Annotated in this window: 1 protein-coding gene; it reads right to left on the bottom strand. The window is 51.4% G+C overall.

Annotated elements, in window-relative coordinates; translation table 11 throughout:
- Nucleotides 1-7 precede the first annotated feature (7 nt).
- The gene (locus tag GILYN3_RS03935) at nt 8-17,401 is read right to left on the bottom strand and encodes a hemagglutinin repeat-containing protein (RefSeq protein ID WP_049721647.1); all 17,394 of its coding nucleotides are present in this window, start codon (nt 17,399-17,401) and stop codon (nt 8-10) included.
- Between the last annotated feature and the right edge of the window lie 6 nt (nt 17,402-17,407).

The following is a 17,407-nucleotide window of genomic DNA, read 5'->3' as shown; positions in this document are numbered from 1 at the left end:
CTTTTAGCTACAAATCTTTAGGGTCAATAATTCTTACCGTAGACGGGTCTATAGCATCTCTCAACCATTGAATATGTTCCGGAGTTTTAAGGCCAAACTGGTCTGGAGCTTTAATATCAACTTTTAATGGTGCATTTGGATTTAGCTTAACTGCTGCGCCATCTAAATCATGAACTGACGTCGATCTTAGTTTGTTTAGCAACGATGCATCCACATCAACAGCGGTAATAGTTGCGTTTCCATTTCTATTGACTAAGGCAAACTCTTTAGCTCTATCTGCCTGACCAAAATTAACAAACAGTGCACGCTCACCGCCTTTCTTTGTTGTTATTGTCGGTATACTTCCATCACTTGCAATGCGAGGATCAAATCCATTGTCATCAACTCGATACACCGTCACAGTATTTTTGTTTGGAACAACAATCCCGTCAAGCATCGTACCTGATCTTACATCTGACGCAAGCCCTCCACCTGCTACTCTCGAGCTGCCCCCCAACACACTAGCTCCACGAGCTCCAACAAGCCCAATACCACCTAAGATATTAGAGCCAAGTTGAAACCCTTCCGCCACAGTAGGATCGGTAAAACCACCTGTAATAGGACTTGGCCCAAACGAACTCACCCAATCATCCGTACCTGTTTGCGCCCAATTGGCAAAGGTGCTACCAACATTTCCCTCATTCCCCAACACAGGGATCAAACCAAAAGTGGCCGTATCGATAACAAACATTGAAGCATCGAGCCCCAGCCCGATGGTATCAGTCGTCACATCAAAGGCAAGATTAGCGAGCCCACCGAGCGCCACGCCACCGATACCTAAAGCCTGACCACCAACATCCCCAACATCAGACCGCGGGCCAAATACAGCTTCAAACTCTTCAATTTCCGGTGCCCGTAAAGCACTAAACTCCGTGGTAGTCTCAACGGTACCAGTCAGATCAAGCCCTAAATCATAACCGTTCTCATTGTTTTGCTCGCTTAAGGTGAATGCGTCGTAAAAACCTTCCTGGGATTGCTCGAAGCCATTATCTAAATAGTTTTGCGCGTCATCAATCCCCTCCTGATTCAACGTTAACGTGCTGTCGTAACCTTCTCGACGCGCCAAGTCGTCTTCTTTCACTTTTAAGTTTGAGGCAAGTTGTTGCTCCACATCGTCATTCATCGTGAGGGGTATGCCGTTTACCTCACTGCCGGCAATCGCACCAGTGTCGTCATAAAGGAAGTTTACGTTCTGCGCAGCCTCCTCGCCAAATTCAGCTGCGACGTTGGCCGTTATCTCTGCTTCCATTGCCTCGTTGTTTCGCTGAATAGCGGCGGTTAAATGAGGCGGAGGCTCCGAGGTGACGCCTAACGTTTTTTTCGCTTGCTCCCATCCTGCTGCAATTTCCTCTGGGTTGGCCAGCTGAGAAACGTTATGTCCCATAGCAGTATAGGTATCTAACGATGCGATACTTTGTAAGCTGTCGGACCAACGCGCCAGAGTGTTCTCGTTCTTCGCTGTATCAGGATCATCCTCCGCAAATAACCCACCGATAGCCTCAATCGCCGTACTACTGACATATACATCAACATTAGTTGAATCTTCTTTGGTGGTGACCTGTGCGTTGTCGGTATCACGATTTAACCCCGAAAGGTCAACGTTCGGTTCATCTCTGACGGTGATATTACCATTACCCACGGTGGCGTAGTTGGTTTGCCGATAATCATGGTCGGCATAGTTGCCTTCTGCACTCCAGCTGGTACTGCCTTCATCGGGCGATGCACCTGTATTGCTGTTGGCACCGGAATCTCCACCCGTGCTAAAGCCAACATTGAGGTAAAAGCTTTCGAACTCATCGTGGTCTTCAATATCACTGAAGCCGATGGTGCCGGTATCCAGCACCAAGTTGCCTTGGTCTTCACCGTTTTCATCTATATTGGCGATCAGCGCGCCGTCGATTTGGGTGTGACCGCCGACGTTGATGTTGACGGAATCGGAGCCAATAATGCTGGTTTGTTCGCTAACCCAAGCGCTGGAGCCTTCGGTCTCGCCGTAGCCAACACTGGCACCGCCCGAAACCCCAGCCCCTACGGTAATACTGGCGCTTACGTCCCACTGACTTCCTTCTACCGTGCCGATGTCCTGCACGGAAGCCACTGTGAGGTTGTTGCCCACATTCATATCTACCTCAGCGCCGTGCAAGTTGCCGCCTTCAATGGTGGTGTCGTTGGCGCTGGTAATGCTGAGGTTATCCGTGGCGGTAATATGACTGTTTTGGCGAGTGGTCGTTGTGCTGTCTAACTCGCTCTCGCCCATAGCCATACTGGCGGTAAACCCAATACCATCGGAGCCAAAATTGACACCGGCCCCAGCACTTAAGTGTTCGGAATCGGAACTGGAGTCTTCTAGCCCCTCTGAGGCATTAATAGTGACGTTGTGCCCTGCGAGTGCAATATTAGTGGCGTTCATGTCGCTGCCGGTGACGGTCAGTTCATCTTCAGCGGTAACATTGAGGTTGCCCCCCGCATTAAGCACAGAGCCTGAGTTGGTGACGGTGGTGTCAGTCAGGTCAGATTCGGATTGACTAAAACCAACGGTGAGACTGGCATTGCCGCTAGAAACCTGCAGAGTAGCACCTACTTGGAGGTATTCTGTGCTGTTGGTGGTGGTGTAGGTGTTATCGGCCGCGAGGATATTGACGTCTTTGCCGTCTATATCAATATTGCCCTCGGCATTAACAGTAGAGCCGCTGACGGTGGCGGTATTACCGGCATCGATGGTGACATTGCCCCCCGCGACAAGGTTGGACGCTATGGCTTCTTGGCTGTCGACGGTGGTGCTGGTCGTGGTGGTTGTCTGCCCCAAGTGCGCGCTGACACTGGCGCCCGCATTGCTCACGGCATCTGCCGCCGCCATAACCCCACTGGCATCGCTTACGGCATTGTCGCCACTGCCTAAATCACCTACTGCATCCACGGCATCACCGATATTGTGGTTGGCGCTAATCGTAAGCCCATCTTTTATGAGTGTGTCTTCTGTGGCGGTGGCGTTGCCCTCTACACTGGTGACGACGTTGATATTATTCTCAGCACTGAGCGAGATGTTATTTTCTGCCGCTACATTACTGCCAGCGATGGTGATGTCATTGCCGGCATCAAAAATGACATTGGTACCGGCGTTAATAAAGCTGCCGTTACTCTGCGCTACCGAGCCTTCAAGGCCTTGCTCCTCGGTTCGGTCACCGTCAAAAAAGGTTATTCCGTTGGAGTTAGTACGTAGACTCATACCGGAGCGTGTAACCGATTCACTTTCACTTTGCTGACTGTTTGAGGTAGATGCGGTGACATTAATATCGCCTGTTGCCTTAATACCCACCGCTGTTCCAGCGTTTACTAAACTGCCTTGAATGTTAACGTCATTACGGGAATTAAGGGTGACGTTGTTCTCGGCACTAAGCACACTGCCCACGGACACCTGAGCCGTGTTATCAGCTTCGCTTTTGCCTTCCTTGCTCCAAGAAACCGAGCCGCTGTCGATATTGAGAGAGAACGAACGACTGGTGTTTTCTTCTTGATGGTAGACGCTGTCGTTCAACGCCAGTAGATTTAAATCCCCGCTGTTATCTGTGAGCCCTGTTTGAATTTCGATGTCGTTGACAGCATTAACGCCGCTAGCAGCCAATGTAGTCGAGCGACCGGAGAGAATTGTGACATCGTTATTAGCCATAACCGATGCACCGACTTGCCGAACTATGCCATCGGTGACCTTATCGCTGCTGCCACTAATGCCGCCCAACCCACTGGAGCGATGACGCTCAAAAGCGGTGTGCAGTTCTTCAGCGGCGACAAGGGTGACATCTTGCCCCGCACCGATGGTGACATCAGTACCGGAAATATTACCGCCCACTATGTTTACATCACGGCTAGACAATAAATCAATCTGATCATTTTCTTCATTAAATGTGGTGTTGATAAAAACTTTTCCACCTGCCAGTAGGTTATTACCCGTGACAGCTTCATCGTAACTCTCAGATTCATGTGTCTCACTTCGCCCAAAGGACTTATCTTTCCGCTCGTAACTATAATGATACTCAGAATCCGTCACCGCCACCAAGTTAGTATCGCGCTCGGCATGTACACGAATATTGCCATCGGCCAATACATTTGCACCGGTTAGATTGATGTCTTGTCCCGCATGTAAGCTGGCATCGCCACCGGCACTCACGGTGGCTTGGGTGTGGGTAATGACCGTGTCGGTGCGTTCGTAGTTTTTACGACTAAACGATGAGTGATCGACGTTAGCTAGCGCGTTTAAATTAATATCGCGGCCGGCATTAAGTTGTGCGCTGCCACCAGCATTAAACTGAGTGCCCTCAGCGTTAATGTCACGGCCGGCATCTACCAACAAGTCGCCACCGCTTTGAATATTCACGACTTGATGAGAAACTCGGCTTGCCTCGCCGTTGGAATGATACGATTGATAGGTCGATTTGTTCTCTATCGCTTCCAGTTGAATATCATTACCCGCGCGCAAGGCAATAACAGAATCGGCCGACAATGAACTGCCCTGCAGCTCTAAATTGTTACCAGCATCCATCGACAACGAGTTGTGCGAAACAATAACAGAGGCCTCGCCGACTTCTGTTTTAATGCCGCTGCCCCAACCCTTATCAAAAGCCACCTGTTCAAATTCGGTGCGATTGACGATATCGCCCAGCTCTGTAGTAAGAGCCACGTCTACGCCTTCGATATAACCTTGTTGGTTGGTAATATCGTACTTTGCCGTTAGGCTAAGTGTGCCGCCCGAGACCATATCGGCCACCGAGCTGTTAACAATACTGCCGCCGCTGGAATCCAGCCACAGGCCGCGCTCGGCCCCTAACGAGCCTAAGTTTGTGATATCGCCGCCAGCGGTCAGCTCTAGCAGGTCTGCCTGTAGAGTGCCGGTGTTGGTCAGCGCTTCGCCGGCCTTTAAGCCTAAACCGCTCATGGAAGTAAGGTTGGCGTTCTGATTAATCGCACCATCGGCCGAGAAGTTCATGGTGCCGCGGCTGCGGACATTCTCGTTAAACGTTATGTCGCCGCCGGATTCCAAATAGATATCACCGCCTACGCGCAAGGCGCTGTCGTTGGCCAGCATGTCATCCTGGCTTAGGCTGGCCAAATACAGGCGCGGCACCAGTACGGTTTCACCGTTCACAACCTCTTCTACCATCCAAACAATATCATCGGTAAGACTGGCCGCTTGGTCTGCGGTAAGGGCAATACCCATCGCTAACTGCATCGAGCCATTGGCCGCAATGGCGTTGTCCATCAAGTTCTGCATGCGATCGTAATCGTTAACACCATAACCACCAAAACCGAGGTTGGCCTGATCAACCAAAGCCTGGCTGACCAGCTGGGTTTCGTAAAAGGCGTCTCCCAAACGCTTATGGGTTTTATCCGGGTTATAGCCAATAGCGCTCAGTAGGTAGTCCGAGCCAAGGAAATTTCCATACTCGGTGTACTCCGGCCGCGTTTCCACCAAGTATTGCCCCTCGGGGGAGGTGTCCTCAACATAGAGGCCACCCAAGTGCCCTGGATTGAAGTTCTGGGGGGCGGTGGATATTTCGACACCGGTGGGGCTTTGCCCGCCGGTTGCATCGGGGTTTTTCGGGTCTACCATGACGTACTGGCCGCTTGGGGTTAGTACCACCTCTTTACCCTGCTCGGCAGCGCGCTCTTTAAAATTGGCTAGTTGGTCTGTGTCTTGCGCTGGGAGTGTCTGATTGCCGCCCTCGGTATTGGTATTACTGGCAATCACCTCGGTGTTACCGTCTACTTGAGTGCCGTCTACCGGCGAAGATTCGCCATCCGCCAACGCTTGCTGCTGAACGCCTGCACCATCGGCACTCGCTGTACCGGTTTGTGCCTGTTCGGCATCGGTAGTTTCAGGCTTCGGAGTGTAACGAGCAATCAGGTTCTGTAATTGATTTTGGACGAAATCATCGCCCGCGTCTGCGCGCTCTTTGGTAGGGCTGGCCGTGGAGTCTGCCGCTTGCTGCTGCTGGGCTTGCTCTACTGTAGCAACCTGTGCCAACTGCGAAACAATGTTAACGTTTATGGTTTTTTCGCCAGTCTCGGCGTGCCCATTAAGCCCCGTTTCTCGGCCAGCATTTTGCCGTTCGGCTTGCGTGGTATCCAGCTGTTCACCGGTGCGCCCGCTGTCACCGGTTACTGTGGCGTCTTCACGCTGTGTGTTGGTGAGGCGACCAACCGTTACGGCGGTGTTATTTACAAGTATGGCGCGTTCATCTATTTGGCCACCACTGCCGCTTCCTTCAAGCGAAACATCTTGCTCAAAACTGGCCGCCATGCTGCCGGCAACATTAATTTGGCCGTACTTTACATCCGCGTTTTCAACCGAGTCTGTTTCATTGAGGTTTTTATAACCTACAAATGTATACTCTTGCCTAAACGTTTCAGTACCGCTCCCATCAGTATCGTAGACATCAAACTCAGCATCGTATTCATCATAGGTTGTCGTGTGTACATCGGTTTGATCTTTGGCCGTATTAAAGCTGGCCAGCCCCGCCCCTTGTGCGGTGAGATTTCCAGCCACGCTGATATTACCAAACTCATTAATCACATCGGCATGGTAAAAAGCCATGTTGCCACCGGATGAAATCAAACCAGCTCGTTTCCCCTCCGTTCGTACCACGGTGGTGTAATACTCTTTTTCAGTGACGAGATATTTATCGTAGAACTTGCTATCACTTGATAAAGGAATATTGTTGGGGGTAAAGCCTTCTGTGATAGTCAACCCAGTGAGTAAGTTTGCTCCCTCCTGAGTTTCAGCTCCGTATCCCCACACATTCGCTCGAGAAACATAAGTAATGTCTCTATTGGTGTCGGTTAAACCTAAATACTCTTCACTGACGCCTTCAGTCCGGTTGACAATACTTTGAGCCGATAAACTCATATTACCTAACGAGCTTATGGATCCACCGGTATTTTGAATCAGGCTGGCACTGCCTCCCGTGGCTTTACCCTCGATGCTGATTGTCCCTAACGACAGAATATCCGCGTAACGGTTGTCTAAGGTGCCGCTCAGTCCCAGGGTCATGGTGAGGCCGGAATACAAGACGGCATTATTTTGGTTAATAATATTATCGGCAAACAACTCAAGGCTCTTTCCGGCCCGAATGGAGTGGTTGTTCACTACATTCCGGGCGTTTACCGTGAGGTTGTTGGCACTTTCAATTGTGCCGTTGTTGCTGAGGTTGCCAGCAATATTCAACTCAGCCGTGGCACCGCTACTGATAACTGCCAAAGTATTATTGGTTAAGCCTACCGAGTTAAGAGTGAGGTTGCCGTTGGCCGATATCTCACCGCCATTGGTAATAGTACCCGCGCTTGTCAGGGAGAGACTGCCCTCACTTGTCAGCGACTCTCCAGCGCTCAGAGTAACGCTGTTGAGCACATCAAGATCCAGTAGACCCTTGGCCTCAATATCACCGTTACCCAAATTGAGTGTATCCATACTCAGACGGAGAATGTTATCCGAGGCGAGGGTGCCGCTATTGAAGAAATCGGATGTCGCCACCTCCAAGGCCAAGGCCGCACCCACGGTACCGGCATTACTAAAGCTACCGCCCTGAGTATCGATGGCGAGAATACTGCCGCTGTCCACGTGGCCGGTGGCAGCGTTGCTGAACGATTGCGCGTAAATGCTTAGGGTGCCGCCCGCAGAAAGATTACCGGTATTGCTCAATGCTTGAGTGGTTTGCAGGGCAAGATTGGCGTTACTACGAATATTGCTACTAGCACCGCTCTGGTATTCATTAAAGGCTAAGTCCAACGAGCCCGCGCCGGTAAACGCTAGGGTGCCGCCGGTGTTATTAAACGTGTTGCCGACATCTACGCTCAACCCTGTACCACCGGCGGAGATGGTGGAAGAGTTGGTCAGCCTAGAAACGTTGATCCGGTTCACGCCGTAACCCGTGCCCACCACTCTGGCGCCTGTGGTATTGGTCAGCGCGCTGGTGCCGATATCCAGCACCGAACCGGACAATAAGCCATTAGAATCGTTTTGTACCTGGCCACCGCGCAAGCGCAGTGTGCCGGCGGATTGCACCTTGCCGCTGGTGTTGTCGAGCCCCGCGGCGGCCGAAAGCGTAAGGCTACCGGCGCTTTGCTGAATGTTACCGTCGGTATTATTTAAAGTTCCACTGGTGGATACCGAGAAACTGCCATTGCTTGAGGCAATGGTACCGCCACTATTGTTTAGGTTACCTACGCTGATATAACCGCTGCTACCACCGGTAGAGAGTATTTTACCTCCGCCGGTGTTGTTGAGCCCTGTAGCGTTTAACCGCAGCTGGCCACCTTGTAGGTGGCCATTGTTGTTCTCTATGGTGCCAGCGGTATCAATATCTAAAATACCATCAGCAATCAGTATGCCCTGCTGGTTATTGACCGCTGCACTGATGTCGATATCGCCTTGAGAATATAAAGTGCTGCCACTGTTGGTAAAGGTGTCGACACCGGTAATACTGATACGCTGTGCCGCCGATACCGTGCCGGTGCCGGTGATACTGCCGCTAAGCTCCGCCGTACCAGCGGTGGATACTGTGCCACCCGTTATGTCCATTACACCGGTATTGCCAAGCTTTAGCACTCCGGTGCCCGCGTGAACGATGCTACCGGCATTGGTCACATCGCCCATAAACGATTGGTTTTGACTGTTAGTAGCCAGTGTGGCGCCACCCCGGTTACTTAGCGTGGCAACGGACAGCTCCAAAGAGCCCTCCGCCCCGGTGGCCACCAATTGCCCAGAGTTATCCACGGCGTTGCCGCCCATCTGGATAGTGTCGGCCTCTATCCGGCCCAACGCCTGATTCACCAAGGTATCAAATTGCACCCACTGCAAGGTGCTGGCACTGATAACGCCAGTATTGTTAAGCGCTACCCTGCTGGCTATTAAAGTACCGCTGGTTTTTAGAGTACCGGCGGATTCACTGGCACTTAACACCACGCCGTTGTCGAGTTCGGCCGTGTTTAGAATGAACGTGCCGGTACCATTGTGGGCAATATCTCCGCTGTTGATGATACGGCTGGCCGTTATCGTGGCATCTTGCGAGTCGGTAACGATAATGCCGCTGTTATCGAGCGAACCACCAGCGGTGAGGTCAAATCCGGAAAATGCAGTGATCCCACCTGAATTTTCCACCAGCCCCCCCACGGTAGCATTCAATGTCTGCCCGGCGCGGATGATAGCCTGCCCAGAGTTGACCAATGCACCTGTTATATCGAGCGTCATATCGCCATCGGCCAGTAAGTTGCCGCTGCTGTGCAGTTCGCTAGCGCTGACACGGACATCGCCCGTAGAAGCAAAGGTGCCGGTGATGCTAAGAGTATCGGGGTGAGCTAGGTTAAACAGCCCACTACCGGTGTGAATAATGGTGCCGTTTTCGTTGTCGATTTCAGCAAACGCAAAATCCCAGTTGGTGGAGCTGTTTCGCACGGTGCCGTAATGATTGCTAAATTCCGCAACGTTTAACGTCAGGGTATCTTCGCCCTCACCTACGGCGGCAACGATGCCCTGATTAGTGTTATCCACCCGCTGCGCGGTAAGGCTTAAGGTGTCGCCAGCGATATAGCCTTTATCGGCGTTGTGAATGGTGTTATCGGCGGTCAAACTCACGCCACGCCCAGCAATCGCGCCATCGGTGTTGTCAATGCTGGCGGCGCTTAATAGGATATCGCCGGCCGATTGAATCACGCCCGACGCATTGCGTAACACCGATGCGCTGCTCGCTTCAAACAGACCTTCGCCCCGGTGATCAATGACTCCGCCAGTGTTATCCAACTCGACGCCCAGCAACGATAAATCGCGCTGAAACACCTGCACTGAACCGCCATTGCTATTATCCAGAAGCTCGCTTTGCAGCACAAAGCTGCCATTGTTTTCGCCGGTGGCAATCAGGGTGCCGGCGCGGTTGTCGATTTGATTAATATCCATCAATAATGATTGCCGTCCCTGAATATAACCGCCGGCATTGCTGAACTCCTCGGCCGTCAGGTTGACATGCAATGCGTTGATGACCGCCTTACGATCATCCTCACCGGGCTGGATGAAGGCGTTGTTAATGATCTGATGAGCGCTAATCAGTAGTTGATTTTCAGTATTAATTTGGCCACCGGTGTTATCCAACACGCCGTCCAACTCAAGTGCTAGATCGCCAAAATCTGTCTGCTCAATAAACCCGCGCAGATTCAGCAAGCTATCCGCTTCGATGGTGACATTCCCGGACTGAGCCACCACGGCGCCATCGGTGTTGTCCAGTGTGCTTTGCAGTGAGAGCGCGATGCCGTTTTCGGAGAGCACAGTGCCTGCGGTATTGACGAAGGTTTCGGCACTGATGTTCAAGCCGGTGGCGGCTTGAACAATCCCTTGGGTATTATCCAGCGTTGCCACGGTGACGTTCACGCCCCCTTCGGCGCGTACTTCGCCCTGGCGGTTATCCCAGTTGGCTTGCTCAACGGTGATTGAACCGCTCGAATACACCACCCCCTGATGATTAACCAGCCCATTAAAAGACAACTCCCCCTCACCCAGTGCAGCCACGACGCCCTGGTTGATTAGCTCGCCATCTATGTGATTATTGGCCGAGTTGAGCTGTAGTCGCGCTCCGAGCGTGTTTTCTAAGCTATTGCCATTTAGTGCAAATGCGTTGTCTTGCCCAGAGGTGACAATCAGCGCGCCGCCCGTGTAACTGTCGGCACCTGTGGCTGTGGCTTCGTTACGCAACACACCGGATGTCAGGGAAAATTGCTCGGTTTGGATAGTGCCAAAATTGGTGGCGTACTGAGAATCTAGGCTCATCCAAACGGCATTAATTACGCTACCAAGCCGATTGTCCATCTGGGCGGCGTGAATCTTAATACCGTCGGCCGCCAGCGCCCCACTATTGATAAACCGCTGTTGGGCCTCAACCTGAATGTTGCCATCGCTAACAATGACGCCATCGCCGGTATCCCAGTCTGCTAGGGTTTCAAGCGTGAGCTTACCGGTAGCGGCGTGATAGAGAGTACCGTCGGCGTTATCAAATCCGTCAAGTTGCAAGGTCTGATCGGCCGAGTGAATTTCTAAGGTTCCGCCTTGGTTATTCCACGTGCTACCGTTCCAAAGAAAATCATCCGCCTCTGTGAATCGAGATAGCACCAAACCTTCATCAGTGTTTTGCACTTCGTCTACGTTTAACGATAAACCTTGTCCAGCGACTAAGGTGCCAGCCTGATTATCCAAACTGAAGGCGGAGACCTGTGCATCACCGGCCACTTGGATCAGACCACCTTGGCTGTTATTAACCTCAGAGGCGTCGATCCGCAAGGAGCCTTCCGTCGCCACTTGCCCCGCCGTGTTGTCAATATCTGATAGAGCTAATACCCCACCACCGGCATGCAATAAAGTACCTTGTTGGTTGATAAGTGCCGCAGCAATGGACAGATGCTCGCCGTGCGTTTCAATAAGCCCGCCAGTGTTGTCTATCTGCTCGGCAAGCAGGCGCAGACTTTCGCCCTGCTCACCGGCAGCGAGTATTTCACCCTCGCGATTTGTGAGCGTGTCGGCTTCAAGTGTCAGTTGTTGGCCTTGAACTGTGGCAGCGTTGGTCAGTACATCCGCGATAATGGCTAGAGTATCGGCACTGATGTAACTTTGCTCACCGGTATCGGCCCGATTGATCACTTCGCCGGCATCGATGGAGAGGTTGGAAGCGAGGATGGTGGCGGTATCGTTTACCAGTGTCTGGCTGGTAATGGTTAAGGTGTCCGCGTTGATATCACCTGCCAGGTTATTAAGCTGATCCGCCTGAATATCCAGATTGCTGGCACTAAGTAGGCCGCCCTCGTTGTTCAATGTTGCGGCCGATAGGCTAACCGCCCCAACCTCAGCTCCGGTTATATGCCCTTGGTTGGGCAGCAGACCCTCAGACATAACCGTCAGTTCAGCATCACCCGCCAGTGTCCCGGTATTGTTTATTGTATCGGCGTTGAGTTGCAGGAGTTGACCTTGTGATTGCGAGATAACACCGCTGTTACCGATAACCCCGCCTTGTACAGAAGCCATGCCGTTATAAGATTCGATTCGGCCGCTATTGGAAAGCGTATCGGCCTTGATGAGCAGGCTGGAGGGGGATTGCTCTTGGGTTGCCAGCAGCAAGCCTTGGTTCATCATCTCCGAGGCGGATACGGAGAGTTCAGCCGCTTCCACTCGAGCGTATTGATCATTATTAAAAAGCGCGGTAGTTATATCGATCCAGTTAGCGCTCAGCCAACCGTGCTCTTGTTCGCTGCTCGAGCGGTTAAATACAGAGTCAGCGTGAATGCTAATACCACCACCGGCCAGAACTCGACCGGCGTTGTTGTCCAGTGTGGCAACATCAATCACCACATTGCCAGCTGTTTGAATCGAACCCTGATTGATCAGGTCGGTATCAGCCGTCAGCTGAACTGTCGATTCACCCGCAATAACAGACTCGGCGCCGTTTTTTATGCGCCCAGCGGTAACCGTCAGTACACCGGCACCGCTGTGAACAACTTGCCCGGCATGGTCATTCGTTAGCTCACCGGTTGTGATGGCAAAACTCCCACCTTCCACTTGTAAAGTGCCGGCGGTGTTATCGATGGCGGTGGTTGCCAAAAGCGTACTATCAGCCAATGAATCCGTGGCAAACAAAAAACCTTGTGTGTTATCCACGCTATTGGCTTCGATACTAAAATGATCGGCACTGATCAAGCCATGTAGGTTGAGTAACTCATCGGCCCAGAGGTTAAGCTCGGATGTAGCAAGGCGCCCATTGGTATTGTCAAAGCTTGTGACGTTCGCGCTGAGCAACTCATCGGCAACCAATAAGCCATCATCTGTGTTATCCAGCAAGGTCGCGGTAATATTTAGATCTGTAGCGGAGGAAATAACACCGCTGGCGTTATTCAGTTGTTCGGCTTGCAATACCAGCGTCCGTTCGGCCCCCACTTCACCGTCAGTATTAACAACGTTATCGGCTCTGATCGTCAAAGTGTGATTGGATGCGAGCACACCATCGCGGTTATCAAGTGCTTCGGTCGTCACGGCCAAGTGACTCTCGTCACCAGAAGCGACCAATAAGCCTTGCGAGTTAGTCAGGATACGCGTCTGAACAGCCAGAGTATCACCTTGGCTTTCTATGCGGCCCGTATTGGTGAGTGTATCGATGTTAAGCGACACTCCTGAACCGTCTTGCTCGTACCCGATCAAAGCGCCTGAATTTATCAGGTCAGTGGCGACAATGCTCAACTCACCAGCCTGAATACTGCCATCTTTTGTATTCAGTAGATTCTCTACCTGCGCCGCCAAGCTCTGCGCTCTGATCAGGCCGCTATTATCCAATTGGGTGGCGTTCAGGGTGATGCCGGTACCGATTAAATCGCCGGTATTACTAAACTCGCTCGCGTTAATGCTTGCATCGTGTGCGACCTGAATCACCGCGTCGTTTATCAAATGTTCTACGGTAAGATCGGCCTCATCACCTAACGCAATCACATAGCCTTCGGCTTCATTGCGCAGCTCGCCCGTCTGGAGTGTGAGATTGGCGTGCGCTTGAATCACCCCGGCATGATTTAAGATGTCCTGCGAGGCATTTAGGCTGGCCGCACCCTCGGCAACAATTTCCCCAGATGTATTATTGACCGACTGCGCCGATATGCTAATCGAGCCGGCGCTGTAAAGCTGGCCAAGCGTGTTATCCAGCGTCTGTTGCGCCAGCGTCAGCGCCCCATTACCCTTGTGCAGTAGGCGCCCTTCGCGGTTATCCAGCTGGGTGTCGCTCAGATCCAGAGCCACACCGTAGCTTTCTAGCAAACCACGGTTAATCAGCTCGCCTGCATAAAAACGCAAGGCATCTCCCTGCTGTGAAAACGCCGATACTACGCCATGATTTTCAAACCTTGGGACCGTTACAGTGACATTCTGGCCGCTTATTTCACCGTCCAGATTGTCTATTTCACCTGCGTTGAGGTTGACGCTTTGCGCACTGGACAAAGTATCCTGCTGGTTTAAAAAGCTCACAGCCTGAAGGTAGATGTCGCCATTAGACGATAGTTGCCCACCCGTGTTATCGACTCGATTGGCCGTGAGCGATAATCCGCCTGCGCCATAGGAGATGATTTCCCCGTCGGTGATATCCAATGTTTTCTCGATGGTAAAACTTGAGTCTGCATCAGAGAATAGGTGAATGCGACCACTGCGGTTGTTCAGCTCGGCAAGCTCAAAGGTGACCCCGCCACCCGATTGCAGTAGACCCTGTTCATTGTTAAACGTATCAACCATTAAGCCCAGTGTTTTACCCGCGCTGATCTCACCGCCCCGATTATCAATTGCGGTCGCGATGATATCTAGGTTACCTGCGGTATAAAGCACACCGGTACGGTTATCAAGCATCTCGCCGGTGGCAACAGAAAGTCGGCCGTCACCATGGTGAATAATGCTGCCGCTGTCAGACACATAGGCGATGTCACTAAGTTTGAAGTTATGAGAATAAATTTCTAACAAGCCGCTATTCAGGAAACCACCAACACGTAACTGAAAGTCTTGGTCGAGCGCCCCAGAGGAAAGAATCGCCCCTGCGTTGTGTAAGTATGTGGCATCAACACTCAGAGATTCTGCTTCGATCAAGCCTCCGTCATGGTTGGTTAAATCCTTTGATACTAGATTTAAGTCTCCGGCTAGTAGTTGCCCATGGTTAACAATCTGATCGGCCTCAAACATGAGGATTCCTTCAGACTCGAGCACACCAGTATTATCCACTAAACCTTCGGCATCGAGGTATAGAGCCCAACCAGATGAAATAGCGCCACCGTTATTATTTAGGCCATCGCTGGAATCAATGGACAGGTTTACCGTGTTACCGCCAACAATTTCCCCACCGGAGTTATCCAAGCCGAAGACCTGCAGGTTCAAACGATTCGAGGCAGATAAAAGCCCTGAACGGTTGCTGATGCTGCCCGCAGTCACCGTAATATCGGAGGCCAACAACCGACCATCATCATTAACAATGTCACGTCCAGATACGAACAAACCATCGCCACTGATTGCACCATTGCGATTGTCCAGTCGGGAAACGGCTAGGCGTACATCAGCCTGACCACTGATAACACCAGCCGTATTGTCAGCATTGCTCGCCGCTAGATTCAGAGCACCGTTGCCATAATGCAGTATGGTAGAATCTCGGTTCACTAACGTTTCCGCCGAGACCTCAAGATTGCGGCCCTGCGCCTGTATGCTGGCGCCTGCGGTGTTATTGATAAGGCCATCAATATTAAGAGTTAGCTCAGCTTGCTCGCCGTGCGCGAGCAACAGCCCACCGGCGCTTTGATACTGATTGGCATCGATACGCAGCCGTTGTGCCTGGATAGTTCCTCGATGGTTATCCGTGTTGCCGAACTGGCCAGTTAACGAATCAGCAGACACCAAACCTTCAGTATTTATCAGATCAGCAGCGTCAAGCGTTAGTGTTTCCCCGGTGATGGCACCCAAGGTGTTATCAACCCCTTCCGATACGCTGAGCAACAACTCACCCTGCTCTGAGCTGATGGTACCCCCGGTATTATTGAGGCCGATACTTTCAATTCTGAGTGTCTCCCCGGCGGAATGAATGCTTCCACCTGCATTATCGATACTCTCCTGAACCTGGAGAAATAGGCCGGCGCCTTGCGCGTCACTTGCCAGCAGAGCCCCACGGCTGTTATCAAGTGAACCGGCATTTAAATTGAGCGTTTGCGCATCAATAAAACCCGACTCATTGGCAACCCTATCGGCGTCCAGCTCAACATGCTGGCTTTTTATTCGCCCCTCCTGGTTTTCTATGTCACCGTTTATAACCTGAATGCTGGTGGCCTGGGCGCCAAACAGAGTGCCTTGCGAATTATCCACGCCACTGTCAGCTTCAATTAAAAGCTTAAAATCATTCGCCGCGTAGACTTCACCAGCGTGATTGTCCAACACATCGGTCGTTAAATGCACGGATCCCGACTGCGCCTGGAGTGTGCCTGCGCGATTACTAATACGATCAGCGACCTCGAGCTCTATCCCCCCTCCAGATATGATCTGGCCGTTGTCATTTGTCACCGATTGCAGTGAAAGTACCAGACTCTCTGCGCTGTACAGAAAACCCGTATTTTCGAGGTGGTTTACTTCGCTCAAATTAAAACGCGCATCAGAGAGCAAAGAGCCATCTTCCGCCATCCCCGCGTACAGCTCCCCTTGTTGCACAACACGATCTGACTGCAGGCTCAGCGAGTCTCTGGCGGCTAATACACCTGTATTAGTAATATCCTGCGATGACTGAATGTTCACTGTAGGTGCATAAATCTGACCATCGGTAGTGACACTTTCGGATGCCGATGCGATTTGTAAGGATTGATTCGCCACCGCATTTTTAATACGAACATTACCGTCGGCGGTTATTTCTAGCGATTCAACAGATTGAATTAAACCTTCACTATTAACCCCTAGTCCTTTCTCGGTACCAATTAAATGAATGCTATGAGCGTACATGCCACCCAGTGCAGCAATGTCAAGCGACACACCATTTTGCGGCACACTAGTGCTGCCCTCTGATGAACTGACAACACCATCTTTATAAGAAAAGTAATCATTCCCCGTAAAGACATTAATTTTACGTCCGTACAAATTGGCATTAACCGATGCCATACGCGTTACTATATCGAACTGATCAACATTGGAGGCGTTTACTCCAGCCCCTTGAAAAACGATATTACCGTTACCCAAAGTGAAGCCATCAAGATCGCCATTGGCCATCTGTGCACGACCCGTTACCAAGGTTGCACGTGGAATATTGATAAAACCACAACCATCACAAGTAATGCCATTTTGGTTGGCTAGCACAAACTCCGCCGCTTGGCCTGCTACCTCAATGTGGCCAAATAAATTAGAGCGGTTACTGCCGGTCACTTCGTTGAGGATAATGCTTGCCTCACCGCCCGCCAAACGACGGTTACCATCGGTCCATCCGCCTAACTGTGTCAGCACAGGAGCTTGACTATTATTTAAGATTAACCCGGTTTCACTGACATTAAATTCTGTATAGCGGTTATGAGAAACACCTGCCGCAGATGCAGCCGCGATATCGACCACTGCGGTGCCGTTAGAAGACTCTTTTAACCCTGGACGCTGCTCACGATTTATATTTTCGTCGACAACAATAGCTGATGCCATTGTACGTGACGCTAAGCCAATAGAGGCACGCTGCTCGACACTAACCGCACGCGGTTTACGCTCTGTATAAACGGAAGCCGGGACTTGTTCTGCCAAGGCTGGGTTGACGATCATTGCAATAATGAGCGGCAAAGAAACCAATTGATTTTTTGAATAACTGTCCATAGTAAA

This window comes from Gilvimarinus polysaccharolyticus, from assembly GCF_001187555.1.
Classification (GTDB): Bacteria; Pseudomonadota; Gammaproteobacteria; order Pseudomonadales; family Cellvibrionaceae; genus Gilvimarinus; species Gilvimarinus polysaccharolyticus.
Note: the sequence above shows the minus strand (reverse complement) of the source record. Positions and strands in the feature narration are given on the sequence as shown.